General features: G+C 73.3%; 20 protein-coding genes and 1 pseudogene. 5 read left to right on the top strand and 16 right to left on the bottom strand.

Annotated features, from left to right (window positions below; genetic code table 11):
* Positions 1–127 precede the first annotated feature (127 nt).
* Together CFP66_RS23950 and CFP66_RS23945 are read left to right on the top strand one after the other, a co-directional pair.
* Complete coding sequence (locus CFP66_RS23950) at positions 128–1039, top strand: sensor histidine kinase (protein WP_158228188.1); 912 nt, start codon at positions 128–130, stop codon at positions 1037–1039.
* Entirely contained in the window at positions 1036–1722 is a 687-nt protein-coding gene (locus CFP66_RS23945; protein ID WP_094927397.1) for a response regulator transcription factor, read from the top strand. Before CFP66_RS23950 ends, CFP66_RS23945 begins: the two co-directional genes overlap by 4 nt.
* A gap of 51 nt (positions 1723–1773) precedes the next feature.
* On the opposite strand, the pseudogene CFP66_RS49315 reads toward CFP66_RS23945, so the two are convergent.
* From CFP66_RS49315 to CFP66_RS23930, 3 genes and pseudogenes are all read right to left on the bottom strand, one after another.
* Positions 1774–2466, bottom strand: a pseudogene (locus CFP66_RS49315) (thioesterase II family protein); the annotation flags it as partial.
* The gene (locus CFP66_RS23935) at positions 2463–2909 is read right to left on the bottom strand and encodes a MaoC/PaaZ C-terminal domain-containing protein (RefSeq protein ID WP_094927396.1); all 447 of its coding nucleotides are present in this window, start codon (positions 2907–2909) and stop codon (positions 2463–2465) included. The gene CFP66_RS23935 and the pseudogene CFP66_RS49315, both read right to left, overlap by 4 nt.
* Positions 2906–3355: a MaoC family dehydratase N-terminal domain-containing protein gene (locus tag CFP66_RS23930; protein WP_094927395.1), complete on the bottom strand. Its 450-nt coding sequence runs from the start codon at positions 3353–3355 to the stop codon at positions 2906–2908. Before CFP66_RS23930 ends, CFP66_RS23935 begins: the two co-directional genes overlap by 4 nt.
* A 210-nt stretch (positions 3356–3565) precedes the next feature.
* Here CFP66_RS23930 and CFP66_RS23925 point away from each other — a divergent pair, with 210 nt between their 5' ends.
* Positions 3566–4336, top strand: a complete 771-nt coding sequence (locus tag CFP66_RS23925) for a BTAD domain-containing putative transcriptional regulator (RefSeq protein ID WP_094927394.1) — start codon at positions 3566–3568, stop codon at positions 4334–4336.
* A gap of 48 nt (positions 4337–4384) precedes the next feature.
* Here the strand turns inward: CFP66_RS23925 and CFP66_RS23920 are convergent, their stop codons facing one another.
* Together CFP66_RS23920 and CFP66_RS23915 are read right to left on the bottom strand one after the other, a co-directional pair.
* On the bottom strand, positions 4385–4579 hold the full coding sequence (locus CFP66_RS23920) for an acyl-CoA carboxylase epsilon subunit (protein WP_094927393.1): 195 nt from the start codon (positions 4577–4579) through the stop codon (positions 4385–4387).
* Between the two features lie 5 nt (positions 4580–4584).
* Positions 4585–6219: an acyl-CoA carboxylase subunit beta gene (locus CFP66_RS23915; protein ID WP_094927392.1), complete on the bottom strand. Its 1635-nt coding sequence runs from the start codon at positions 6217–6219 to the stop codon at positions 4585–4587.
* Between the two features lie 131 nt (positions 6220–6350).
* Between CFP66_RS23915 and CFP66_RS23910 the strand changes: the two genes are divergently transcribed.
* Complete coding sequence (locus CFP66_RS23910; RefSeq protein WP_094927391.1) at positions 6351–7457, top strand: TIGR03617 family F420-dependent LLM class oxidoreductase; 1107 nt, start codon at positions 6351–6353, stop codon at positions 7455–7457.
* Here CFP66_RS23910 and CFP66_RS23905 read toward each other — a convergent pair.
* The 6 genes from CFP66_RS23905 to CFP66_RS23880 are packed head-to-tail and all read right to left on the bottom strand — an operon-like array spanning position 7435 to position 13834.
* Positions 7435–8601, bottom strand: a complete 1167-nt coding sequence (locus CFP66_RS23905; RefSeq protein WP_094927390.1) for a mandelate racemase/muconate lactonizing enzyme family protein — start codon at positions 8599–8601, stop codon at positions 7435–7437. The two genes, CFP66_RS23910 and CFP66_RS23905, sit on opposite strands and share 23 nt — an antisense overlap.
* Positions 8598–9677 carry a tartrate dehydrogenase gene (locus tag CFP66_RS23900; RefSeq protein WP_094927389.1) on the bottom strand — a complete coding sequence of 360 codons (1080 nt, stop codon included), beginning with the start codon at positions 9675–9677 and terminating at the stop codon, positions 8598–8600. Before CFP66_RS23900 ends, CFP66_RS23905 begins: the two co-directional genes overlap by 4 nt.
* A gap of 20 nt (positions 9678–9697) precedes the next feature.
* Positions 9698–10165, bottom strand: a complete 468-nt coding sequence (locus tag CFP66_RS23895; protein ID WP_094927388.1) for a tripartite tricarboxylate transporter TctB family protein — start codon at positions 10163–10165, stop codon at positions 9698–9700.
* A 1-nt stretch (position 10166) separates the two neighbouring features.
* Entirely contained in the window at positions 10167–11699 is a 1533-nt protein-coding gene (locus tag CFP66_RS23890) for a tripartite tricarboxylate transporter permease (protein ID WP_094927387.1), read from the bottom strand.
* Between the two features lie 28 nt (positions 11700–11727).
* Positions 11728–12702 carry a tripartite tricarboxylate transporter substrate binding protein gene (locus CFP66_RS23885; RefSeq protein WP_094927386.1) on the bottom strand — a complete coding sequence of 325 codons (975 nt, stop codon included), beginning with the start codon at positions 12700–12702 and terminating at the stop codon, positions 11728–11730.
* 34 nt (positions 12703–12736) lie between these two features.
* Positions 12737–13834: a tartrate dehydrogenase gene (locus CFP66_RS23880; protein WP_094927547.1), complete on the bottom strand. Its 1098-nt coding sequence runs from the start codon at positions 13832–13834 to the stop codon at positions 12737–12739.
* A 185-nt stretch (positions 13835–14019) separates the two neighbouring features.
* On the opposite strand from CFP66_RS23880, the gene CFP66_RS23875 reads away from it, so the two are divergent.
* On the top strand, positions 14020–14919 hold the full coding sequence (locus CFP66_RS23875; protein ID WP_094927385.1) for a LysR family transcriptional regulator: 900 nt from the start codon (positions 14020–14022) through the stop codon (positions 14917–14919).
* A 135-nt stretch (positions 14920–15054) separates the two neighbouring features.
* Here CFP66_RS23875 and CFP66_RS23870 read toward each other — a convergent pair whose 3' ends face one another.
* The 5 genes from CFP66_RS23870 to CFP66_RS23850 form a co-directional block, all read right to left on the bottom strand.
* On the bottom strand, positions 15055–15615 hold the full coding sequence (locus CFP66_RS23870; protein WP_094927384.1) for a pyridoxamine 5'-phosphate oxidase family protein: 561 nt from the start codon (positions 15613–15615) through the stop codon (positions 15055–15057).
* Positions 15616–15717: 102 nt separating this feature from the next.
* Complete coding sequence (locus CFP66_RS23865) at positions 15718–16917, bottom strand: TIGR02679 family protein (RefSeq protein WP_233159666.1); 1200 nt, start codon at positions 16915–16917, stop codon at positions 15718–15720.
* A gap of 110 nt (positions 16918–17027) precedes the next feature.
* Positions 17028–21239: a TIGR02680 family protein gene (locus CFP66_RS23860; RefSeq protein WP_094927383.1), complete on the bottom strand. Its 4212-nt coding sequence runs from the start codon at positions 21237–21239 to the stop codon at positions 17028–17030.
* A complete protein-coding gene (locus tag CFP66_RS23855; protein WP_094927382.1) occupies positions 21236–22429 on the bottom strand; it encodes a TIGR02678 family protein in 1194 nt (397 codons plus the stop codon). The genes CFP66_RS23860 and CFP66_RS23855 overlap by 4 nt, the downstream gene beginning before the upstream one ends.
* Positions 22426–23967 carry a TIGR02677 family protein gene (locus tag CFP66_RS23850; RefSeq protein WP_233159665.1) on the bottom strand — a complete coding sequence of 514 codons (1542 nt, stop codon included), beginning with the start codon at positions 23965–23967 and terminating at the stop codon, positions 22426–22428. Before CFP66_RS23850 ends, CFP66_RS23855 begins: the two co-directional genes overlap by 4 nt.
* Positions 23968–24325 lie beyond the last annotated feature (358 nt).

The raw sequence follows: 24325 nt of genomic DNA, 5'->3' as shown, positions 1-24325 counted from the left end.
GATGCCCCCTTCGGGGGAGGGGCTGTCCGGCACGACCTCGGGATGCGGATCCATAGGGGGGCAGCAGATGACAATGACATGTACCTCGAGCCGGCTGGGAAGAGCCGCCGGTTCCCGTGCCGCGAGGGTGCCGCCGCTGCTCGAGCGGGTCTTCGACCGGCTCGACGAGCACCTGTGCCACCTCGTGGAACCCGGACAGCTCGACGGGTTGCACGGCCGTCTGGTCGCCGCGTTCGTCGGATGCGCCACGACCGTCCGGACCCGAGGCCATGCCTCCGGCGAGCTCCTGTTCGCCGCGCTCATGGCCGAGTTCGCGGTCGCCGTCGACGACCACCCCGAACGCGTGCGCGTGCTTGCCGCAGGTGCGGAGGCACTGCACCGGGCGCTGAAGGACGAGAGCGTCCCGTCCGCCGACGGGTGGACCGCCGGTGTCGACGAGCGCCGGGACCTGGCCCGCGAGGTGCACGACTGGGTCGGCAGCGGCGTCGCCCTCGCGCTCTACCAGCTGGACCTGTTCGCTGTCGCGGCAGCGCGTGGCGAGCCCACCTCCGCCGATCGGGTGTCGGATGCGCGTCGCACGCTCGAGGAGCTCCAGCAGTGCACGCGGCGACTGGTGTCCCAGCTGCAGGACCGCAGCTGGGTCACGGGGCTCGAGGTCGACATCCAGGAGTTCGCGTCCAGGGCGAACGTGCTCGGGGCCCGCACCACCGTCGTGGTGCGCGGTGACGAGGAGTCGCTCGCGCCGCGCGTGCGCGACGAGGTGTTCGCCGTGCTCCGCGAGGCACTGCGCAACGCGTACACCCACGCCTGCGCGGAGCAGGTCACCGCGGTCGTGGACATCACACCGCAGGCCGTGCGGGCGAGCGTCGACGACGACGGCGTCGGGTTGGGCACCCGGCCGAGGACCGGGCGCGGCGGCGGGTTGGCCGTGATGCGGGAGCGGGCGCAGGCTCTCGGCGGCACGCTCGAGATCACCGCGACCCGGCCCCGGGGCACCCGGGTGGACCTGCACGTCGACCTCACCGGGAGTGCCAGTTGACCGCGTTCCGAGAACCCAGGACCGTGCGCATCCTGCTCGCGGACGACCACACGCTGCTGCGCGAGGCGATGCGTGAGCTGCTGGGGTTCGAGTCGGACTTCGAGGTCGTCGGAGAGGCCTGCGAGGGCGCCGAGGCCGTCGAGCTGGCCGGCCGGCTGCGCCCGGACGTCGTGCTCCTGGACGTGGAGATGCCGCACAACGTGCCGACCGAGACCGTTCGCGGCATCCGTGGGGTGTCGCCCGGCTCGCGGGTGATCATGCTGACGATGCACGACGCCCCGCAGCTCGTGCGGGACATGGTCGAGTGCGGGGTGGCCGGGTACCTGCACAAGTCGATCGGGCGGCAGGCGCTGACGGCGGCCATCCGCGGCGCCCTGGAGTCGGGCGGTGGGCGCCGTCTCGTCATGTCCGTGACGCACGGGTCGCTGATGGCCGAGCGGAGCACGTCGAGGCTCATCTCACCCCGGGAGCGGCAGATCCTCGTGCTCGTGGCGGCCGCGTTCAGCAACCGCCAGATCGCCACCCGGCTCTCGATCACCGAGGCCACGGTGAAGCGGCACCTGCGCAACGCGTTCGAGAAGTTGGGTGCGGTCTCGCGCATCGATGCGGTGAACCGGGCCGCGGCCGCGGGCCTCATCCACGCCCCGTCGCTGCGCGGCTCCGACGATCCACGCTCGGCCTGAGCCGGTGGTGGCCGCGCGCACGTCGGCGACGACCGCGGCCACCACGTCGTCCCGGGCGCTCTGCACGTAGAAGTGGTCGCCGGGGAACTCCCGCACGCCCCCGAATCGCTCGGTGTGCACGGCCCACCGCCGCATCGCCCCCGGGCGCGCCACCGGGTCGTCCCGTCCGCAGAACGCGGTGAGCGCCACGGGGAGCACGTCGACCGACGTGGGCCGCCAGCTCTCGGCGACCTCCAGGTCGGCGCGCAGCAGCGGCTCGATCCGGGACCACAGATCGTCGTCGTGCAGCATGCCGGCGGGCAGGCCGCCGATGCGGTGCAGGACCGTGCGCAGGGTGCCCGGGGCGAGGCGGTGCAGGGCCGGCGTGCGGTCCCGTCCGGGTGCGCGCGGACCGGGATGAGCGGACGCCCCGAACCAGACCGGCAGCGGGAGGCCGCGGGCCTGCAGCTCCGTGCAGAGCGCGAACCCGACGACCGCACCCATGCTGTGCCCGAACATCGCGTACGGGCGGTCGGTGAGCGGGGCGAGCTCGGCCACGAGGTGCTCCACGAGCCGCGGCATCGTGCGCAGGGGCGGCACGTCCGCGGCGTACCCGCGGCCCGGCGCGTCCAGCAGGCACGCCTCCCAGCCCGCGGGCAGCAGCCGGGACCACCGGCGGAACGGCAGGTGAGAGCCGCCCGCGTGGTGCAGCACCACCAGGCGCACCAGCGGGGCCGCCACGGGGCGCGGCCGGACGATCGTCATGGGGCGAGCTCGACGATCGCGGCGGTGCGCGCCAGCACCTTGACGCCGCCGCAGCGCACGTCCAGCTCGACGCGTACGGCCGGCGTCGCGAGCAACTCGGCGACCCGGCCGGTGACGACGATCCTGGTGCCCTCCTCGCCGCGCGGCACGGGCACCGGGCGGGCGAACCGGGTGCGGAACGAGCGCACGGCGCCGCCACCGGCCCACGCGGTGAGCGCGGCGCCCGCCACCCCCATCGTGTACATGCCGTGAGCGATCACGTCCGGCAGTCCGGCCGCGCGGGCCGCGGCTTCGTCCCAGTGGATCGTGTTGAGGTCGCCGGACGCGGCCGCGTAGCGCACCAGGTCCTGGCGGACCACCACCTGTACGTACTCGGGCAGCTCGGTCCCCACCTCGACGTCGGCGTACGAGGGGCGGGTGGACGCCCCGACGGCGGCGGTCACCGGGTCACCGGCCCGCTGTAGACCACAGCGCTGTTCGTCGTGCACACGTGCTCGCCGTCGGTCGTGCGCACGTCGGATTCGAGGGCGAGCAACCGGCGCCCGTCGACCTCCCGGGAGGAGACCCCGCTCGTCACGACGAGCCGGTCCCCGGCCCGCACCGGGCGCGAGTAGACGACGGACTGGTCCCGGTGCAGGACGTCGGCGATGTCGATGTCGCCGAAGGCGTCGGCGGCCGCCTGCACCTCGCTGCGCATCGTCAGGGAGACGACGAACGTCGGCGGTGCGATCACGTCGGGGTGCCCCTGGGCGCGCGCCGCGTCCGGGTCGCGGTACACCGGGTCGGGTTCGCCGACGGCCGCCGCGAACGCCCGGATCGCCTCGCGGCCGACCTCGTAGGGGTCCGACACCGGTGCGAGCCGGCTCGCGAACGTGGGCCCCACCCGCATGGCATGCTCCTTCGTCCGGTGGCTTCTCACGACTTCTCCACCGGACGCTACGGACCCGCCCGCCCGCGCACCCTTCTCCTTCCGGAGCAGGGGGGACGGTCGATGGGCGCACCCGGTGGCACTTCGTGGGTAGCGGCGTTGTGGGGCGCCCGCCGGCCCCGGTAGACCCCTTGACGTGGGTAGCGGCCGGGATCAGCGGGAGTGGCGGGAATGACGACCTATCACGTACTGGGACCACTGGCCGTGCGCGACGGCGACGTCGACCGCACGCCGCGCGGGCCGAAGATCGGCAAGGTGCTCGCGCTGCTGCTCCTGCGCGCGGGCGAGGTCGTGAGCGTGCGGACCCTCACGGAGGAGCTGTGGGACGAGCGGCCCCCGCGCACCGCCGTGACCACCATCCGCACCCACGTCTACCACCTGCGCAAGGCGCTCGCCGCCACCGAGGAGGGAGCGGGCGCGCTCCGCACCGAGCCCACCGGTTACCGCCTCTCGCACCTGCCCGGTCTGTTCGACGCCGACCAGTTCATGCGCGCCACCGAGCACGGCCACACGCTGCTGCGGCGCGAGCAGCCGGCCGAGGCCGCCACCGTGCTGCGCGCCGCCCTGGGCACGTGGCGGGGCTCCGCGCTCGCCGGGATCGAGGCCGGCCCGGTGCTGACCCGCCACGTGGAGCACCTGGAGGAGCTGCGCGTGCGCGCTCTCGAGCTGCGCATCGAGGCCGACATGGCCATCGGGCGGCACCGCCAGCTCGTGCCGGAGCTGCGCGGGCTCGTCGCCGCGCACCCGCTCAACGAGTGGTTCCACGCCCGCCTGATCGACGCTTTGCACCGCAGCGGCCGGCGCAGCGACGCCCTGGCGGCCTACGGGGCCGTGCGCCGCCTGCTCGACCGCGAGCTGGGCCTGGAGCCGTCGGTGGACCTGCGCCGGGTGCAGCAGGAGGTGCTGACCTCGGACAGGTCGCGCTTCGTCGTGGCGTCCTGACGGCAGCCGGGAGAGCCACCCCCGCACGCCCGCTGATCGGCTCCTCGGTCAGCGGGCGTTCCACGCGCCGGCGCCGCGGTATCGGGCCGGGCGGGTCCAGGGGGCGGGCGGCGGCGGGAGCTCCTCCACCGGCGCGCCGGAGTTCCGCAGCGCGGCGAGCACGGCGACCAGGGCCGCCAGCTCGACGTCGTCGGGCCGGCCGCGCAGCACCACCACGTCCGCGCGGCCCTCGCTCCCGGCCATCCCGCTCACACCGGCGGGTTGCCGTGCTTGCGGTAGGCCAGCGGCGTCTGCTTCGCCTGCAGGGTCTGCACGGCGTCGGCGAGCAGTGCGCGGGTCCTCCGGGGGTCGATCACGTCGTCCACCAGCCCGCGCTCGGCGGCGTAGTAGGGGTGCATCAGCTGCTCCCGGTACTCCGCGATCTTCTCCACCCGGGTCCGGGCCGGGTCGTCGGAGGCCGCGATCGCCTTGCGGAAGATCACGTTGGCCGCACCCTCCGCGCCCATCACAGCGATCTCGTTGATCGGCCAGGCGAACGACAGGTCGGCGCCGATCGAGCGCGAGTCCATCACGATGTAAGAGCCCCCGTACGCCTTGCGCAGGATCACCTGCAACCGCGGCACCGTGGCCGCGCAGTAGGCGTAGAGCAGCTTCGCGCCGTGCCGGATCGCGCCGCGGTGTTCCTGATCCGTGCCGGGCAGGAACCCGGGCACGTCCACGAGGGTGACCAGGGGAATGTTGAACGCGTCGCAAGTCTGCACGAACCTCGCGGCCTTCTCGGACGCGTCGATGTCGAGCACGCCGGCGAACACCAACGGCTGGTTGGCGACGATCCCGACCACGCGCCCGCCGATCCGGGCGAGCGCGCAGATGATGTTCTGCGCCCAGTGCTCGTGCAGCTCGAGGTAGTCGCCGTCGTCGACGATCTCCTCGACGACCTCGCGCATGTCGTAGGGCCGGGTCGGATCGGCGGGCACGATGTCGAGCAGCGCCTCGCAGTCCCGGTCGACCGGGTCCGCGGTCGGCGCGGACGGCGGCAGCTGCTGGTTGTTCGACGGCAGCAGCGTCACGAGGTGGCGTGCGTCGGCGAGGCAGCTGCGTTCGTCGTCGTAGGCGAACGTTGCCACGCCCGAGCCGCGCGAATGCACGTCGGCCCCGCCGAGCTCCTCGTGCGTGACTTTCTCCCCGGTGACGGCCTGCACGACGTCCGGGCCGGTCAGGAACATCTGCGAGGTGCCGCGCACCATGAACACGAAGTCGGTGAGCGCGGGGGAGTACACGGCCCCGCCCGCGCACGGCCCGAGCATCACGCTGATCTGCGGGATCACACCGGACGCGCGCACGTTGCGCTGGAAGATCCCGCCGTAGCCCGCGAGCCCGGTCACGCCTTCCTGGATCCGGGCGCCTGCGCCGTCGTTGAGGCTGATCACGGGCGCGCCCGCGGCCTCGGCCAGGTCCAGGATCTTGTGAATCTTCGCGGCGTGCGCCTCGCCGAGCGAGCCGCCGAACACGCGGAAGTCGCTGCCGTGCACGAAGACCTTGCGACCCTCGATCGTGCCCCAGCCCGTGACGATCCCGTCGCCGTGCGGGCGCTTGTCCTCCATGCCGAACCCGCTCGCCCGGTGCCGCCGCAGCCCTTCCAGCTCGACGAACGAGCCCGGGTCGAGCAGCTCCTCGATGCGCTCGTGAACCGTCAGCTTGCCGCGGGCGTGCTGCGCCTCGGTGGCCCGCGCGCCAGGTCCGGACCGGGCAGCGGCGCGCAGGTCGTGCAGTTCGGCGGTGCGCGAGCGCGTCGTGGGCTCGTCGTCACCGGGCAGCGGCACCTCCCGCAGGTGGCGCGGTGCTGCGGGGACGGGGACGGGTGTTCTCAAGGCCTCGGTCATGACCGCTCCTTCCTGATACTCCCGCCGACGCTGACAGAGCGGCTTGGAAGGGCGGTGGAGCGGCGATGGAAGAGGGCATGGCCCATTGGTGACATGGTCGCCACCCGCCGCTGCGTGCTGTCATCGACGCCATGACGGCGATGGCCCCGCACCCGGACGCGCTCGCACTCGGCTACCACACGGTCGCGATCTCCCCGACCGCGCTGGCCACGGTGGCGACCGAGGTGGAGGAGCTCGGCATCGACTCGGTCTGGATGGCCGAGACCAAGCACGACCCGTTCGTCGGGCTCGCCGTGGCCGCCGCCCGCACCAGCCGGGTGAGCGTCAATACCGGTCTCGCGGTCGCCTTCGCCCGCAACCCGATGACGGTCGCGGTGGCGGCGAACGACCTGCAGTTGCTGTCGGGCGGACGGTTCGGCCTCGGGCTCGGCTCCCAGATGAAGACCCACATCACGCGCCGCTTCGGGATGCCGTGGTCCCGTCCGGCGGCCCGGATGCGCGAGTTCGTGCTGGCCGTCCAGGCGATCTGGCGGGCGTTCGAGACAGGGGAGCGGCTGCGTTTCCGCGGAGAGTTCTACCGGCACACGCTGATGGACTCGTTCTTCGATCCCGGCCCCAACCCGTTCGGCAACCCGCCGATCATGCTGGCGGGGGTCGGCGAGCGGATGACACAGGTGGCCGGCGAGGTGGCCGACGGCTACCTCGCCCACACCATCGCCACCCGCCGCTACCTGGAGCAGACCGCGCTGCCCCTGCTGCGGCGGGGACGCGCGGCGGCGGGGAAGACGATGGCCGGGTTCACCCTGCACGTGACCCCGATCGTGGTCTCCGGGGCCACCGAGGAGGAGTTCGTCGCCTCGAGGAGGTTCGCGGCCGAGCAGATCGCCAAGTACGCGGCGATCCCGACCTACGCGGGGATCCTGGAGGCCGAGGGCCTCGGCGCGGTGCGTGACGAGATGCAGCAGCTCGCCGCGCAGGGGCGGTGGGCGGAGATGCCCGCACTCGTCGACGACACCGTCCTCGACGCCTTCGCCGTGGTGGGCGAGCCGGCCGACATCGGCGTGAAGCTGCAGGAGCGCTTCGGGCACCTCGCCACCAGCATCGCGCTCTACCAGTACTCGGGTGGCAACCCGCGCGACCTGGTGCCCGCCTACACCCGCTTCCGCGCCGCCCGATCGTCACCGCCCCACGACGGCGAGGCACTGGTGAACGGGTTCAGCCGGCCAGCTCGGCCATGAGCGCGTACAGGTCCGCCTTGCCCTCGAACCCGAGGCCCGGCAGGTCCGGCATCGTGATGTACCCGTCCTCGACCGTGACGCCGTCGGGGAAGCCGCCGAAGGGCTGGAAGAGGTCCGGGTAGGACTCGTTCCCACCCAGGCCCAGGCCCGCGGCGATGTTGAGCGACATCTGGTGCCCGCCGTGGGGGATGCAGCGGGTCGGCGACCAGTCGTTCTCCCGGAGCATGTCGAGGGTGCGCAGGTACTCGACGAGCCCGTAGCTCAGCGCGCAGTCGAACTGCAGCCAGTCCTTGTCCCGCCGCAGCCCGCCGTAGCGGACGAGGTTGCGGGCGTCCTGCATCGAGAACAGGTCCTCTCCCGTCGCGAGCGGCGGGGCGTAGGCGGCGGCGACCTCGGCCTGGAGCTCGAAGTCGAGCGGGTCGCCCGGCTCCTCGTACCAGAACAGGTCGTACGGGGCGAGCGCCTCGGCGTAGCGCAGGGCGGTGTCCCGGTCGAACCGGCCGTTGGCGTCCACGGCGAGACGCTGGCCGGGCCCCAGCACGTCGAGGACGGCCTCGATCCGCCGCCGGTCACCGTCGAGGTCGGCGCCACCGATCTTCTGCTTCACGACCGTGTACCCGCGGTCGGTGTAGCTGCGCATCTCGTCCTGCAGCGCCGTGAGGTCCTGGCCCGGGTAGTAGTACCCGCCCGCGGCGTAGACGAAGATCCGCCGGTCGGGCTCACCGTTGCCGTACCGCTGCGCGAGCAGCTGGAACAGGGGCTTGCCCTCGATCTTCGCGACGGCGTCCCACAACGCCATGTCGATCGTGCCGACGGCGACGGAGCGCTCGCCGTGCCCGCCGGGCTTCTCGTTGGTCATCATCGCCGCCCACACGGCGGCGGGGTCGAGGTTGGCGCCGGTGTCGTCGAGCAGGGCCGACGGGTCGGCCTCCAGCACCCGCGGGATGAAGCGCTCGCGCATCATCGCGCCCTGGCCGTAGCGGCCGTTGGAGTTGAACCCGAACCCGACCACCGGCCTGCCGTCCCGGACGACGTCGGTGACGACGGCGACGAGGCTGAGCGTCATGCGGCTGAAGTCGATGTAGGCGTTGCGGATGGGGGAGCTGATCGGGAACGTCCGCTCGCGGATATCGACGATCTTCATCGGGCCGCCACCTCCTGATCGAGGGCCTTGAGGAGTTCGGCGGTCATCTCCTGGGTCGACGCGGTCCCGCCCAGGTCGCGGGTACGCACCCCGGTCTCGGCGAGGACGTGGGAGACCGCGCCGATCACCGCGGCGGCGGCGTCGGCGTGGCCGAGGTGCTCGAGCATCATCGCCCCGGCCCAGACCTGGCCGATCGGGTTGGCCCGCCCGGTGCCGGCGATGTCGGGGGCGGAGCCGTGGACGGGCTCAAACATCGACGGGAACTCGCGCTCGGGGTTGAGGTTGGCCGACGGCGCGAACCCGATGCTGCCGATGATCGCCGCCCCGAGGTCGGTGAGGATGTCTCCGAAGAGGTTCGAGGCGACGACCACGTCGAACCGGGTGGGGTCGAGGACGAACAGGGCCGCGAGGGCGTCGATGTGGTACTCGCTCGTCTTCACGTCGGGGTGCGCGGCGCCGAGCTCGCGGAAGATCTCGTCCCAGAACGGCATCGAGTGGATGATCCCGTTGGACTTCGTCGCCGAGGCGAGCCGGCCCTTCCGGCTCCGGGCGAGGTCGAAGGCGTAGCGCATCACCCTTTCGACCCCGCGGCGGGTGAAGACCGCCTGCTGCATCGCCGCCTCGTCCGGGGTGCCGCGGGAGATGCGGCCGCCGACCTCGGAGTACTCGCCCTCGTTGTTCTCCCGGACGACGACGAAGTCGAGGCCACCCGCGGGCACCGCACGCAGCGGGCTCTCGATGCCGGGCAGGAGGGTGACGGGCCGGAGGTTGACGTACTGGCGGAAGGTCCGGCGGATCGGGATGAGCAGCCCCCACAGGGAGACGTGGTCGGGCACCCCCGGGTAACCGACGGCGCCGAGGAAGATCTGGTCGTGCTCGCGCAGGACGTCGAGCCCGTCCTCGGGCATCATCCGCCCGGTGCGGGCGTAGTACTCGCACGACCACTCGAGTTCGGTCCACTCGAGCCGGATCCCGAAGTGGCTCCCGGCGCGCTCGAGGACCTCCACGGCGGCGGGCACGACCTCGCTGCCGATGCCGTCGCCGGGGATGGTGGCGATCCGGTACCTCGTGTCCAATGTATGTCTCCTCGTTCTGCTCAGAACTCGAGGTCGGGCAGGCGGACGTAGAGCACCTCGGTGAAGATCAGGTAGAAGGCGGTGACGACGACGACCGCGACGACGGCGTCGAGGAGGGCGCCGCGCAGCGTCGGCCGTTCGGTGCGCATGAGCACCGCCATGAGGATGAAGAAGACGATCCCGCCGACGAGGTAGCCCAGGTACGGCAGGGTCGCGACCCATGCGGTGAGCAGCGCGACGGCGAGCACGAGCCCGCGCACCGGCAACCCCTCCTCCACCTCGGTGCCGCGCCCGACCGGCCGGCGCAGCAGCCCGAAGGCGAGGAGAACGAGCCCGAGGGCCCCCAGGGCGAGGATGACCGGGTCGGCGAACGTCCCCCCGTACTCGGTCGTGTAGCTGCGCTGGGACCAGAAGAGGGCGGCGACGGCGACGGTCAGGACGGCGACGGCAACGTTGATCTTGTCGTCGAGCGTGGCGGGTCCGGCCATGTCAGTCCTTCCTCAGCGTCTCGGCGGGGACGGCGGCGGCCCGACGGGACCGCCACGCCCGCACGAACGGCCAGGCCAGCGAGACCACCGTGAGGACGATGAGGACGAGGCTGAGCGGGCGGTTGAAGAACGTCAGCCACGGCTGCGGCTCGCCCTGCGCGGTGAGCATTCCCTGCACGAGCCCGGTCTCGGCGATCGAGCCGAGGATGAGCCCGAGGACGATCGGCGCGGCGCTGATGCCCGCGAGGGACAGGAAGTAGGCGAGGACGCCGAGGACCAGCATGATGACGACGTCGACGACGGAGGTGCGCACCGCGTACGCGCCGACGATCGTCAGCACCGTGATGCCGGGTGCGAGGTACCGGGCCGGCATCGCGACGACGCCGCGCTGGAGGGCCCGCCCGCCGATGAGGCCGACCGGCACCATCATGACCGCGGAGACGGCCAGCGCGATGATGAAGGTGTAGACGAGGTCGCCGGAGGCGGTGAAGAGCTCCGCACCGGGGCGCAGCCCGTGCAGGAGCAGGACGCCGATGATGATGGCGTCCGGCGGGGTGCCGGGCACGCCGAGCGTCAGGGTCGGGATCATCCCGCCGCCGACCGTGGCGTTGTTGGCGGACTCGGCGGCGACGACGCCGTCGAGCTCGCCCTTGCCGTAGGTCTCGGGGTGCTTCGAGGACCGCTTCGCCTCGTTGTAGGCCACGAGGTTGGCGATGCTGCCACCCGCGCCGGGCAGGATGCCGACGACCGTGCCGATGGCGCTCGAGCGGACGAGGTTCACCGGCCTCGAGAAGATCAGCCGGACCATCGGCCACAGCTTCTCGCGCTCCTCGCGCTCGGCGATCAAGTGCGCCTCGCGACCCTTGCGGGCGACGAGCCGGATGACCTCGGGGATCGTGAAGAGCCCGACCATGGCGGGCACGAGCGGCACGCCGCCCTGGAGCATCGACTCGCCGAAGGTGAACCGGACCTCGCCGCCGACCGGGGCGATGCCGACGGTGGCGAGCAGGAGGCCGAACACGCCGCCGATGAGGCCCTTGACCAGCGACCCCGAGGCCATCGAGATGATGATCGTCAGGCCGAAGATCGCGATCCAGAAGTACTCCTGGGGACCGAACCGCAGCGAGAACTCGGCGAGCGGCGGCGCCAGGAAGATGAGGGCGACGACGCCGATGAGGCCGCCGACGAGCGAGCCCATCGTCGCGCCGACGACCGCCAGCTCGCTCTTGCCCTTCTTCGTCATCTGGTAGCCCTCGAGGGCTGTCGCCACCGACGACGGTGTTCCTGGCGCGTTCACGAGGATGGCGGTGAACGACCCGCCGTAGATGGCGCCCATGTAGAAGGCGCCCAGGAGCACGAGGGCCCGGGTGGGCTCCATGACGAAGGTGAACGGGACGAGCAGCGCCAGCCCCATCGTCGCGCTGAGGCCGGGCATGGCACCGATGGCCATGCCCGCGGCGGTGCCGACGAGCACGAGCAGCAGCATCGACGGCGCGAGGTTCGCGAGGAGGCCGCCGCCGAGGAGGTCGAGCATGGGACTTCCCTTCCGCGGTCGAGAGCCGTCAGAGCATGCCGAGGCGCTCGAAGAGGCCCTGGTAGACCGCCTTGCGCTCCTGCGTGAACGCCGTGGCTTCCGCGGGGCCCATGTTCTCCAGGACGAACAGCTGTTCCTTGAACTGCTCGACGACCGCGGGGTCTTCGTTGATCTTCGCGAACGTGGCGGCGAGCTTCTCGACGATGACGTCCGGGGTCTCCGGCGGGACGGCGACGCCGCGGTAGGCGCCCTCGACGAGGTCGATGCCCTGCTGGGTGAAGGTCGGGTGGGCCTCGAGGCCCACCATCGGCTCCTCGGTGGCGATGCCGAGGACCCGGATCTGGTCACCGAGCTGGCCGATCATCGGGGTGTAGGTCATGAGCGCGTCGACGTGCCCACCGAGCAGCGCCGGCACCGCGGCGCCCGTCCCGGAGAACGGCGTGTAGGTCGTCTCGATGCCCGCCTCGTCGTTGAGCAGGAGGGTGCCGATGTGATTGGCGCTGAAGTCGCCCGAGCCGCCGACCGAGATCGCGCCGGGGTTCGCCTTCGCCGCGGCGATGAAGTCGTCGAGCGTCCGGTACTCGCTGTCTGCGGGAACGGCGAGGATGTTCGGCGTCGACTGGAAGATGTAGACCTGCTTGAGCTCCTCGGTCTCGTAACCGGCGTCCTCGCGCATCATCGGCTGGAGGATGATGTGCGGCAGGTTGTGGCCCATGATCGTGTAGCCGTCGGGCTCCGTGCGGGTCAGCTCCGACCACGCGAGCGCGCCACCGGCGCCCGGCTGGTAGGAGACCGACACCTCGGTGCCGAGCGCCTCCTGCAGCGGCGCCTGCTGCAGGCGCGCGGTGATGTCGGACTCGCCGCCGGCGTCGAAGCCGAGGACGTAGTCGACCGGACGCTCGGGATAGGCGGCGGGATCGTCGCTACCGCCGATGCCACCGCAGGCGGTGACCATGGCGCTGACGATGAGGACGGGTAGTGCGGTCTTGGCGAATCGCTTCATCGGATCCTCCGTTGGATCGGTGCGACGCGTGGGGTTATCGGGCGACGGCGGGTTCGCGCAGGGCCGCGACCAGCGCCGATGTGACGTCCTCGGTGGTGGCCGACCCGCCGAGGTCCTTCGTCAGGGTGCCCGCGGCGGTGGTGGCGTCGATCGCGGCGCGCACGGCGTCGGCGGCCTCGGGACGGCCGAGGTGGTCGAGCATCAGCGCGCCGCTGGCGACGGCGCCGATCGGGTTGGCGACACCGCGACCGGCGATGTCGGGAGCCGAGCCGTGGACGGGCTCGAACATCGAGGGGTAGCGCCGCTCGGGGTTGAGGTTGGCGCTGGCGGCGATCCCGAGGCTGCCGGCGAGGGCGCTGCCGAGGTCGGACAGGATGTCGGCGTTGAGGTTCGAGGCGACCACCACGGACAGGCTCTCCGGGTCGAGGACGAACCGGGCGGCCATCGCGTCGACGAGCACGGACTCCGTCTCGACGTCCGGGTAGTCGGCGGCCACGCGGCGGAAGACGTCGTCCCACAGGACCATGCCGTACTGCTGGGCGTTGGACTTCGTCACGCTCGCGACCTTCTTGCGGTCACGGGTGCGGGCCAGCTCGAACGAGAACCGCATGATCCGCTCGCAGCCCGTCTCGGTGAACAGCGAGCTCTGGACGGCGACCTCGCCGCCCTCGCGGGCGGAGAAGTTGCGCCCCCCGAGCCCGGCGTACTCGCCCTCGCTGTTCTCGCGGACGACCACCCAGTCCAGCTCGGCCGAGTCGGCCTTGCGCAGCGGGGAGGTCACCCCGGGGTGGAAGACGACCGGGCGGACGTTCGCCCACTGGTCGAAGCCCTGGCAGATCGCCAGGCGCAGGCCCCAGAGGCTCACGTGGTCGGGCACGCCGGGCCAGCCGACGGCGCCGAAGTAGATCGCGTCGAAGCCCTCGAGGGTCTCCAGGCCGTCCTCGGGCATCATCCGGCCGGTCTCGCCGAAGTAGCTCGAGCCCCAGGGGAACTCGGTCCACTCGAACGCGAAGTCCCCGCCGGCGCTGCGGGCGGCCGCGTCGAGGACGGCGCGCCCGGCGTCGACGACCTCGCGGCCGACACCGTCGCCCGGGATCGTCGCGATGCGGTAGGTGCGTGCGGTGCTGGGCATCGTGTCTCCGGTTCGGGTGGGACGGTCCGGAACGGAGTGAACCGCCGGCGGCACGGCGGCGTCCAAGACCAACATCCGATAGCATTGATAAGCCATGCTTATTCGACGGTGCCCACAGTGTGCGTGTCGTCCGAAACGGACGGCGAATCCATAGGTTGCGCCCCATCGACCGGTAGCGTGCCGCTGTGGACGTCCGGCAGCTCCAGTACTTCCTCGCCGTCGTCGACGAAGGCGGTGTCCACCCTGCCGCGGAGAAGCTCTTCGTCGCGCAGCCGTCGGTCTCGCAGGCACTGCACTCGCTCCAGCGCGACCTCGGCGCCGAGCTGTTCACCCGGACCGGCCGCCGGCTGCAGCTGACCGCCGCGGGCGAGGCGCTCATCGCCCCGGCCCGCCAGGTCCTGCACTGGATGGAGCTCTCCCGGGCCCACGTCGAGGCGGTCAACGGGCTGCGGACCGGGCGCCTGCTCATCGCGACGATGCCGTCGCAGGCGGTCGACCCGCTGCCGGCCGTCATCGACCGGTTCGTGCGCAGGTACCCGATGGTGCAGATCTCGATCCGCGCGGCCGGGACCCCGCAGACGGTGATGTCGCTCGTGCGCTCCGGCGGCGTCGAACTCGGGATCATGGCCGTGACGGCCACGCCGGACGCCCAGGACCTCGTCGTGCACCCGCTGACCAGGCAGGGCTTCATCGTCGTCTCCTGCCGGGAGGCGAACCTGCCCGCACGCGGCCCGCTGACCTACGACCGGCTCGAGGGCCAGCGGCTCATCATCGGCCAGCCGGGCACCGGGATGCGTCGGGTGGCGGACCAGGTCATCGCGGCGAACCGGTCGACGATCGCCGTCGTGGAGACCGAGCACCGGGAGGCGGTCCTGCCGATGGTGCTGAACGGCACCGGGATAGCGATCATGGCCGAGGCGTGGCGGGCGCTGGCCCGGGAGGCCGGCCTCGTCGTCCACGACCTCGTCACCGACGAGCGGCTCGAGGCCTCCGTCGTCCACCGCGACGTCGACCTCTCTCCCGCAGCCCGGGCGTTCCTGCTCTTCGCGGCGCCCGCGGCCGCGACGCAGCAGCCCAGCAGCTGACCGCAGTTCGCGATCAAGTCCCCCTACCCGTCCACCCAGGACCCCCGCTACGTGGCGAACCTGCAGCGCAACGCGCGGGGACTTCGCGATGTGGCTGGACATGTACACGCCGTCGTTGAGGCTGACCTGACGGCGTCAGCCGCCCGCGGTCGGTGCGGCGAGGTCGAACCGCGTCGCACCGTAGGGCTCCGCCGTGCCCATCGCGAACACCGTGGATGCGACGACGCGGTAGACGTGCCAGGGCGGCGGTCCCGCCGAGGGCGCGCTGAACTCGGCCGTGATGCCGTCGTCGGTGGCACTCGCCGGCCAGCCGTGGTCGGCGTAGGCCTGAGCGACCGTCCGGAGCCGGTCGGTGTCGACGACCCGCTCCGCCGTCCCCTCCACGACCAGGTCGAAGGGCTGCGTGGCGATGCCGACCACGCAGCGGGGGTCGCGGGCGATGTTGCGGGACTTGCGCGTGCCCGGCCCCGAGGTGAAGTACCAGACCCCGTCGACGCTGATGACGCCGAGCGGCCGCACGTGCGGCGAACCGTCCGGGTTCGTCGTGGTGAGCCAGTGCGTGTGGCGCCCCGGCCCGCCCGTGCCGGGCGCCTGGGTCTGCTGCTCGGTCAGCGCCTCCTCGACCCGCGACCATGCGATGGCCGGGGTGCCGTACCCGTCGAGGTTGCGCTCGGACGTCGGTTGCTGGGTGGGCATCGTGATCCTCCTTCGTGCGGGACCGGCCGGCCTGCACTGAGGAAGAGACCGCGACGGCGGCCAGGACTCATCGCTGGGCCCAGCCGGCTCGCGCCGAGCGGCTCACCGGCGCGTTGCCGTGGCGGATCCGGCGGGGTCGACGAGGTCGTGGAGGAGGTCGTCGAGCACGCCTTCCTCCTCCACCGCACGTCCGACCTGCCGCATCGCCGCGTCGAGGTCGGTGTCCCAGCCGCAGGTCGTGGGCTCACCGGCGAGCGGGCGCCCTTCGCCGAGGGCGGCCGCCCGCCGGTAGGCGTCGGCGTCGAACCGCCAGGGCACTGCGGGCAGCCGGCCGAACACGAGGTTGCCGATGCGCAGCCCGCCCCAGTCGAAATCGCCGTGGTAGCGCAGGCCCGCGCCCTGCCCGGCCAGGCTGCGCAGCAACGTCATGACCGCGACCCCGGGCTGGCCGCCGACGCACACCAGTGGCCCGGCGGCCGGTCCCAGCCGCTCGGCGGCCTCCGCCACGACGACCGGGTTCTCGCAGATCGACACGGTGGCACCGCTCGCCGGCAGTTGGGGTGGCTGCCGGAGCTGGCGCAACGTCAGCACCACCGGTTCGCCGGCCTCGCGGAGCTCGGCGAGCACCCGGCCGGTCGGGGTGCCGGTGGCGGTGGGCAGGTTCAGCACCAGGACGGTGCTGGACAGCTCGTCGCGCACCAGCCCGACCGACGCCCAGACCTCCCGCCGCCATGGCGCCCCCGCCCCCTCGCCGACCGCGCCGAGCGCGCGGGCGGCGCCGAACACGAGGCCGGTGAGCGGACGGTCGGTGTCGAGGGCGTGTGCGGAACCCAGGATCCGTTCGGCGAACCGGCCCACCGGTTCCGGCTCCGTGGGAAGGGCGGCGAGCACGGCCGCAAGCCGGGTGAGCAGTTCGCGGGCGGTGTCCGGGTCGCGGGCGACGCGCCGGACCGCGCCCGTCTCGCGCAGGCCGCGCGCCCACTCGTGCAGCTCCGGACGGTCGGCGACCGCGGTGTGCAGTGGCCCGAACGCCCTGCTCCACGCCGCTTCGGCCGCTGCGGCGACCTCGGCGCGGTTGTGGACCGGACCCGTGAGCGCGACGACGCCGTCCGCCAGCCCGCCGGGATGCGCTCCCGAGCGCCGCAGCAGCGCGTCGACGTCCTCCAGCCGGACGCTGACGGTGGCGCCGCCGCGTGGGCGGCGGCCGAGGAGCCGCGCCATGGCGTCGCGCTGCTCCGCAGTGGCGGCCGACAGCGTGACGGTGCCCGAGATCGGTTCGCCGCGCTCGAGGCGACGGCGCACGCGATCGCGGAGCCAGCCGAGCTCCGCACCGCCGAGCAGCCGGTGCAGGCGGTCGTCGGCCGGCTTCGGGTCAGCGGTGTTCGGATCGGCGGTGTTCGGATCGGCTGGGTTCAGAACAGCGCCACCTCCTCGTCCTGGGCCTGCGGGAGGGACGGGGCGCCGGTGGTCACGGCCACCGGACGCGGCGCACGGGTGCGCTGCTCGCCGTCCCAACGCCAGTTGGTGACGAGCACCGCGGCCACACCGTCGGTGCGCGCCAGCTGGGCGATCGCGAGGCCGGGCACCTCGGGGTAGCAGCCCCACTCGCGTTCGCTGGTCATCACGACGTCGAGGTCGAACGCCGCGAGCAGCCCGAGGTACTTCGCGCGTGCGTGGTCGTCGACGCCCGCGAACGCCTCGTCGAGGGTGACCAGCCGCGGCGCGTGCCGGTTGCCCGCCGAGGCGTAGTGCGCAGAAGCCGCCGCGAACAGCGGCACGCTCGCCGCGAGCACCCGTTCACCGCCCGACGCCGGCCCCGTGGCGGGGCGCCACTGGCCGTTCTGGTGGCGCTCGATCACGAACCGGTGCCAGCCGCGGTAGTCCAGCGCCGTGGTGAGGTGCTCCAGCCAGGTGCCGGTCTCGTCGCGGGCCCGGATCTCGGCGATCCGGTCCTGCAGGAACCCGCCGACGGCCGCGCGATCCTCGCCCGACCAGGCATCCGAGCTCTGCCGCAGCAACCGCCGCCGCGCCTCGGCGAGACCGGCCGGGCCGTCCTCGCGGGGCCGCCACTCCAGCCGCAGCCGCATCCCGGTGCTGGTGGGCCGCTCGGCGAGCTCGACGTTCATCCGCTGCACCTGGCGCTCGGCCTCGGCGATCAACTCCTGCAAGGTGCTCGCCACCTCGTTGACCAGGTGGTTCTCCAAGATCTCCCGCTCGCGCTCGTCGAGCAGCCGCTGCCGGTCGGCGACCTCGCGGCCCAGCGCATCGGCGAGCTCCGGGACGGTGGCCGGCCGGCCCCGGAACACGACCTCGACGACGATGCCGTCCTCCAGCAGCTGCGCCGAGGCCGTGTTGCCCTGCCGCGCGAGAGTGTCGGTGAGCGTCTTGAGCTCGTCGGTGACGCGGCGCTGCGCGCGATCCCACGCGGTGTCGTCGGCCGTGGTCGCGTCCAGCTCCTGATCGATCTGGCGGGCCAGCCGGACGGTGGGGTCCGGCGCCCAGCTTCCGTCCGGATCGGGGACGGCGAGATCCGGAAGGGCCACTGCGATCAGCCCCGTGGCGGCGAACCGGCGCATCGCCTCGGCGGCGTCCGCGCGCTCGGTGGTGGCGTTCTCGAGCTCCGTACCGGCCGCCTCCCGCAGCCCGTCGGCCCGGCCCTGGTCGTTGACCGCGCGCAGGCGCGCCTGGTTCGCGGTCTTCTGGGCATCGGAGTTCGTGGCGATCAGCTCGGCGACCCGCGCCAGCTTCGCGTGCAGCTCCTTCACCGTGTCGCCGAGCGTCTCCTCCAGCGTGGCGTGCGCCTCGGCGCTGCGCCGGGCCTCGCGCCCGGCCTCGGCCGTGCGTGCGGCAGCCTCCTGACGCGCCGACTCGGCGGCCGCCAGCTCGGCGGCGGTGTCCTGCTCGTTCTCGCGGGCGGCGGCGAGCGCCTGGACAGCGGGCCAGAGCCCGGCCAGCGCGACCCGGTACTGCGTGAGGCCGGTGCGCACCGCGGCGAGCGCCCGACGGTCGGCCGGCAACGCGACGTCCGCGGCGCCGGCGACGAGCGCCTCCCGCGCGGCGTCGGCGCCCGTGGTGGCCTCGGCGAGCAGCTCGTCGGCGGCGCGACGCTCGCGCACCAGGTCTGCATCCTGGCGGGCAAGCGCAGCGACGTGCGCGTGCGCCTCCCGCAGCGCCGTGTCGGCCGGTAGCCCGTCGATCTCCTCGGCGAGCCTCCTGCGCCGCTGCGCGAGCACCCGCTGCTCCTCGACGATGGCAGCCTGCTCGGCGGCCGCCTGCTCGGCGTCGACGCGGAGGGCGGTGAGCCGGGCGCGGCGAGCGGCCTCGCGTGCCCCGCGCCCGACGTACTGAGCGGCGGACTTGCTCCAGGCGCCGGTGAGGACCCCGACCCGGTACCGGCCGCCGGTGTCGACCCACGAGCCCGGTCCGTGGCCGAGCCCGACCGCCGCGAGCACCGCGGCGACGGCCTGCTCCGGCACGGCCGCGGCGCGCGCGTCGGCCGGATCGGCCGCCGGGCGCAGGACGGTGGCCAGCGCGGTGGGCGGGTGCGGCGCGTGCGGCTCGGGAGCGAGCAGGACGTCGCCGGTGAGGTCGCGCAGGGACCCGTCCGGGTCGAGCCGGGCGTCGAGCATCCCTGACGCCTCGAGGGCCGCCTCCAGCCCGGCCCGCTCGACGTCGGGCACGTCGTCGACGAAATCGACGAGCTGCCACAGCGGTGCACCCGGACGGTCGGCCCGGACGTCCGGGTCGCGGGTGTGCGGGGGCGGCGGGACACCGTGCTCGCCCGCTTCCAGGCGCTCGATCTCGGCCGTGATCTCGGCGGCCCGGGTGGCGGTCTCGTCCCCGCGCCGTTCGAGCCGGGCGCCGATCCGTGCGAGCTCCTCGGTGGCGGAGCGCCCGGCGGGATCGACCGCGGCCCGGGCCGGGTTCGGGCCGTCCAGCGTGCCGGTCCACGGCTCGAGCGCGGCGAGCACACCCTCGACGTCGGGCAGGGTGAGCTCGGCGGCCGCCTCGAGATGGGCGCGCACCGCTGCGCACAGGTCGACGCCTCGCGTGTCGACGTCGGCGCTCGCGTCGGCGCGCCGCTCGGCCAGCGCAGCCTGTGCCGAGGCGAGGCGCTCGACCGCCTCGCGGGCTCCGAGCAGTGCCCGGGTGGCCTCGGCCTCGCCGGCGAGCAGGCCCTCGACGTGAGCGACTGCGCGTTCTTGCCGGACGATCAGCTCGTGGGCGGTCTGGCGCAGGCTGCGCACCTGCCGCTCGCTCGCGGCCCCCGCCCCCTGGCCGCCGGTGGCCGCATCCCGTGGCGGGGGGAGTGCCTCGGGGGCGGATGCCGGCGCGGCCGGGCCGTGCTCGGAGCCGGTCGGCAACCGGAGATCGATCTCGGCGGCGTGCTGCGGCCCGATTCCGGCGGCCTCGGCCGCCGCGGTGGTGCTGCCGCGGAGCTCCCCGAGCTCGCCGGCGGCACCGCGAGCACGGGCCGAGGCACTGTCGCGCCGGTCGCGCCGGCTCGCCACCGTGTCCACCGCGTGTCGCTCGTGCCGCGCTGCGGCGTCCGCGTCACCGCGCCGCCGATGAGCCTCCTCGGCGAGGCGCTCCAGCTCGTCAGCGGTCTTCATCTCCGGGCTCGTGCGCAACGACCGATCGCGCGCCTGCAGCCGCTCGGCCTCGGCGCCCCGCTCGTCCAGCTCAACCTGTGCCGCCCTGGCGGCCGCGTCGGCCACCCGGTACGCCTCGTCGGCCGAGTTGAGCGACTCCCGGGCGCTGCGGTAGCGCTGCTCGGCCTGCCGCGGCCGCTCGGCGCGGCGGCGGGCGGCCACCGCGGCGTAGCGCCGGTAGTGGCCGAGGAACCCCTGCGCCGACCCGTGCGCCTCGACCATCGCGGCGAGCTCGTCGCGGTCCTCCTCCAGGCTGCGGAAGGCCTCGGCGACGTCGGCGACCACCGCCTGGTCCAGCGGGGGGAGCGCCTCGGTGAGTGCATCCGACAGCGCCTTCTCGCTCGGCCGCTTCGACAGCTGCGGCTGCCGCAGCTGCACCAGCAGGTCGACCAGCGCCCCGTAGCGCTGCTCGCCGAGCCCGAACAGCGCCTCGTCGATCGCGCGCCGGTAGTCCTGGCGGCGGTCGTACACGTGCCCGTGATCGGCCAGCGCATCGGTGAGGCGTTCGCGGGTGAGCGCGGTACGGGTGGCGTCGACCAGGTGCAGTTGCGTGCCGACCCGCTGGTCGGTGACGAAGAACCAGTGGCGCGCGATCCCCCTCCCGGCCACGGCCTTGAGCCCGCAGCCGATCGTGCGGAACTCCGTGCCGCCGTCCTCGGTGCGCCGGCCGAACTCGAGCCACGAGTAGCCGAGCCGCTCCGGGTGCGGGTGCTCCCCGCCGAGGAGCAGGTTCCACTCCATCCGCTTCTTCGTGTCGGCGTCGGGCTCCACGCGGTGCGGCGACAGGTCGGCGTCGAGCAGGAACGGCAGCAGCAGCGCCAGCACCTTCGACTTGCCGGTGCCGTTGTTGCCGCGCAGCAGCAACCGACCGTCGTGGAACCAGAACTCCTCGACGTCGTAGTAGAAGAGGTCGACGAGGCCGGCGCGCAACGGCTGCCAGCGGTCGCGGCCGGGTTCGGGGAGGGTGGTCATCGCTTGGCCTCCTGGACCTGCGGCTCGCCGATGGCGTAGCGCGCCAGCGCGGGCAGTGCGTGCACCTCGTCGCCGGCCCGCCGGACCAGGCGCAGCGCCTCCAGCCGGCGCAGCGCCTTCTCGGTGAGTTCGACCTCGGCCCCGGCAGCGGTGGCGTCCCGGCGCCAGTAGGTGGCGTGGGCAAGGGCCTGGGCGCGGACGTGCTCGTGCAGGGCGGGAAGCGGCACCGGGCCGTCGGCGCCGGCGAGGTGCTCGGCGAGCAGCAGGGTGGCGTGGCCCTCGGTGCCGGTCTCGGGCATCCGGACGTCGGTGAGGTCGTCGAGCGGGTCGACCATCGCGATTCCCTCCGCCCGCACCTCTGCGACCAGCCCGGTGAGCTCGGCGATCCGGCTGGTGATCGCATGCCGCTGGCTGGTGAGGTACGCGAGCTCGGATTCGTCGAGATCGGCGTGGTAGACGACCGGCTCGTCGAGCAGCATGCGGGTGAGGCGGTGGCGGAGCTGCTGATTGCGCAGGTCGTCGGTGGTGGCGGGCAGCTCCTCGGTGAGCGCCGCGAGCCGCTCCTCGTGGGCCGCCGCCGCGATCGTGGACGGACCTCGCGGGCTCGCGAGCAGGGCGGCGAGCACCCGACGTTCCACGTCGTAGAGCGCGTCGCCGTCGTGGCGCACGAACGCGTCCTCGTCGCCGGCCACCCGGGCGAGCACACCCAGGTCCAGCAGCAGCCGCACCACAGAGACCAGGTCGGTGCGCTCCTCGCGCCGCTCCAGCGCGAACGTGACCCCGGCGGCCGTCAGGTCCGGATCGGCGGCCGCGAGCACGATCTGCTCGGCGAGCCGCCCGAGCGTGATCTGCGCATCGGCGCGCTCGAGCACGGCGAGCGCCAGGCAGGCGAGCACGTAGCGGCGGCGGGAGAACACGCTGTGGTTGCGGGGGTCGCGCGCGGGATGGGTGGCGTCGCCGGTGTCGGGCACGGTCTTGGCCAGCCGGGCCACCTCGCTGTCGACGACGAGCCGCCAGCCCGTGTTGCGGTCGAACCACGCGCGGAGCTCGCTCGCGTGCCGGCGGACGAGCACGACCAGCTCGGCGTCGGGGCCGTGGGCGCGCAGCACCGGGCGGCGCAGCAGCGCCCGCGCGGCCTTCGTCAGCTCGGACCGGCGGCCCGCGGTGACGGCGTCGAGAGCGCTGCTCATGCCGTCAGCTCCGCGCGTTCCGTCGTGAGGTCGACGATGTGGACCAGGTGGTCGGGACCGCGGAACACGCCGATCGGGGTGTGGATGGCGACCTCGCGAGCCTGGTCGAGCACCGTGAGCCGCACCGCCATCGACCCGTCGGACGTCGTGGTCGCCACCTCGCGACGGCCGGGGGTGAGGGCGGTGAGCGCATCGCCGAGCAGGCCGAGGTACAGCCGGAACGGCTCCTGGTCGAGCGTCTCGATGTCGGAGAGCCGGATCGGGCGACCGGTGGTCAGCGCCGCCCGCGCCTCGGCGAGCTCGGCGGCCTCCTTCGCGGCCAGCTCCGCGAGGTGCCGGCGCTGTTCGGACCGGTCGGCGACGCGCGAGGGCCTGCCGCGCCGCTCGTAGCTGCCGGTGCGGCGCAGCCGGGGGCTGATCTCCAACGGGGGCGCGGTGCCCCAGGGCGTGTTCGCCGGCACCGGTTCGTCCTCGCGGGCGGCGAGCGTGTCGGCGTCGATCGTCAGGTGCCGGGCGGGCGAGAGCCCGAACGCGTTGCGCCACAGCCGGTGCATCGCCGCGTCGTCGGGAGCCTGGGCGAACCAGAGCGCGAGCGTGCGGAAGTCGGCCGACCGGTCGGAGCGCCCCGTGCGCCGATCGTTGAGCGCGGCGACCACGTGCAACAGCTGCGGGATGGCGGCCCGGGCCTGCGAGCGCAGGAGCTTGGCCTGGCTGGGGTGTTGCGGCGCGGAGACGAACCACGCCCGGAACCCGGCCCAGCGCTCCCGCCACAACCCCGCGCGGCGGGCGAACTCGGCCTCGCGTGGATCGTCGCCATTGTCGTGGCCCGCGCCCGGAGCGGCGTCGGACGCCTCCCGGCGCGCTGCCGTGTCGAGCAACCCCTCGACCCCCGCCTCCTCGATCCGCGCGACCAACCCGGCGATCTCCGCTCCGGTGGCCACCAGATCGGTGATGAAGCGCTGCAGGTAGTCGATCAGGCGGTCCTTGTAGGCGCGGAACGCGTCGGCGTCGGCGTCGTGCAGGTCGATCGAACGCTGCAGCGACCCCATGAACGCCTGCGCGTTGGCTGCCAGGTCGGTGAAGCGGTCGACCAGCGCCCGCAGCAACAGGTGCACCTTCGCCGGATCCGGGTCGGGCGCGGCCGCCAGTTCCAGCAACGCCCGCAGCTGGGTGGCGATGTCCGTGAGCGCGACGGCCTGCAGGGCGCCGCGGCGGCCGAGCGCGTGGTCGTAGACGGCCAGTGCCTCCTCGGCGGCCTCGCCCTCGCGGGTGAGCTGGTACAGGAAGCGGGCGCGGTGGAAGTCCTCGACGGTCGTGACGCGGCTCGTGTCGGGATCGGATCGCAGGTTGCCCCAGCTCTCCAGCGCCACCAGCGCGTCGGCGACCGCGACGAGATCGGGTGCGCCGCCCAGCGCCGCGTGGACGTCCTCGGGACGCAGGTGCACGGTGAAGCGACGCTTGGCGGCGACGAAGGCGAGCATGACCTGGCGGTAGAGCTCTGACTTGCCCACCGTCAGGTAGGTGAACGCGCTGTGCACCCGGATCCCTCCTCCCACCCGTCGGCGGCGAGGCTAGAGGGACCCTCCGACAGCTTCCAGGACGGCTCTGCGTCAGTGGGGACAACGAGGGCCGGACCGGCAGGCCGGCCGTCGAGCACCGGACAACCCTCTCGACGGCGGCTTTTGGCCGGTCAACCGGGTTGACCCCCCCGGTGTGAGGGGCTCTGGAGCCATCGCGTAACTTTCTCGTTGTCAGCGAGACACCGGACAGAACGAAGGCTCCCAAAGCTTCGGTCAACAGGGCCCGCTGGCCGCCCCCCTGCACGGGGGACCCCCTGATTCGCAAGGATTTGGCGGGTGTACAGTGTGAGAACAGGCCCCGGAAGGTTGCTTAACG

This window comes from Pseudonocardia sp. MH-G8 (genome assembly GCF_002262885.1).
Lineage (GTDB): Bacteria > Actinomycetota > Actinomycetes > Mycobacteriales > Pseudonocardiaceae > Pseudonocardia.
Note: the sequence above shows the minus strand (reverse complement) of the source record. Positions and strands in the feature narration are given on the sequence as shown.

Coding starts and splice junctions, on each gene's coding strand:
- CFP66_RS23930 (WP_094927395.1), bottom strand. CDS start 3,355: ATGCGGGTGGGGCCCACGTTCGCGAGCCGGCTCGCACCGGTGTCGGAC.
- CFP66_RS23925 (WP_094927394.1), top strand. CDS start 3,566: ATGACGACCTATCACGTACTGGGACCACTGGCCGTGCGCGACGGCGAC.
- CFP66_RS23920 (WP_094927393.1), bottom strand. CDS start 4,579: ATGGCCGGGAGCGAGGGCCGCGCGGACGTGGTGGTGCTGCGCGGCCGG.
- CFP66_RS23915 (WP_094927392.1), bottom strand. CDS start 6,219: ATGACCGAGGCCTTGAGAACACCCGTCCCCGTCCCCGCAGCACCGCGC.
- CFP66_RS23910 (WP_094927391.1), top strand. CDS start 6,351: ATGACGGCGATGGCCCCGCACCCGGACGCGCTCGCACTCGGCTACCAC.
- CFP66_RS23905 (WP_094927390.1), bottom strand. CDS start 8,601: ATGAAGATCGTCGATATCCGCGAGCGGACGTTCCCGATCAGCTCCCCC.
- CFP66_RS23895 (WP_094927388.1), bottom strand. CDS start 10,165: ATGGCCGGACCCGCCACGCTCGACGACAAGATCAACGTTGCCGTCGCC.
- CFP66_RS23890 (WP_094927387.1), bottom strand. CDS start 11,699: ATGCTCGACCTCCTCGGCGGCGGCCTCCTCGCGAACCTCGCGCCGTCG.
- CFP66_RS23885 (WP_094927386.1), bottom strand. CDS start 12,702: ATGAAGCGATTCGCCAAGACCGCACTACCCGTCCTCATCGTCAGCGCC.
- CFP66_RS23880 (WP_094927547.1), bottom strand. CDS start 13,834: ATGCCCAGCACCGCACGCACCTACCGCATCGCGACGATCCCGGGCGAC.
- CFP66_RS23870 (WP_094927384.1), bottom strand. CDS start 15,615: ATGCCCACCCAGCAACCGACGTCCGAGCGCAACCTCGACGGGTACGGC.
- CFP66_RS23860 (WP_094927383.1), bottom strand. CDS start 21,239: ATGACCACCCTCCCCGAACCCGGCCGCGACCGCTGGCAGCCGTTGCGC.
- CFP66_RS23855 (WP_094927382.1), bottom strand. CDS start 22,429: ATGAGCAGCGCTCTCGACGCCGTCACCGCGGGCCGCCGGTCCGAGCTG.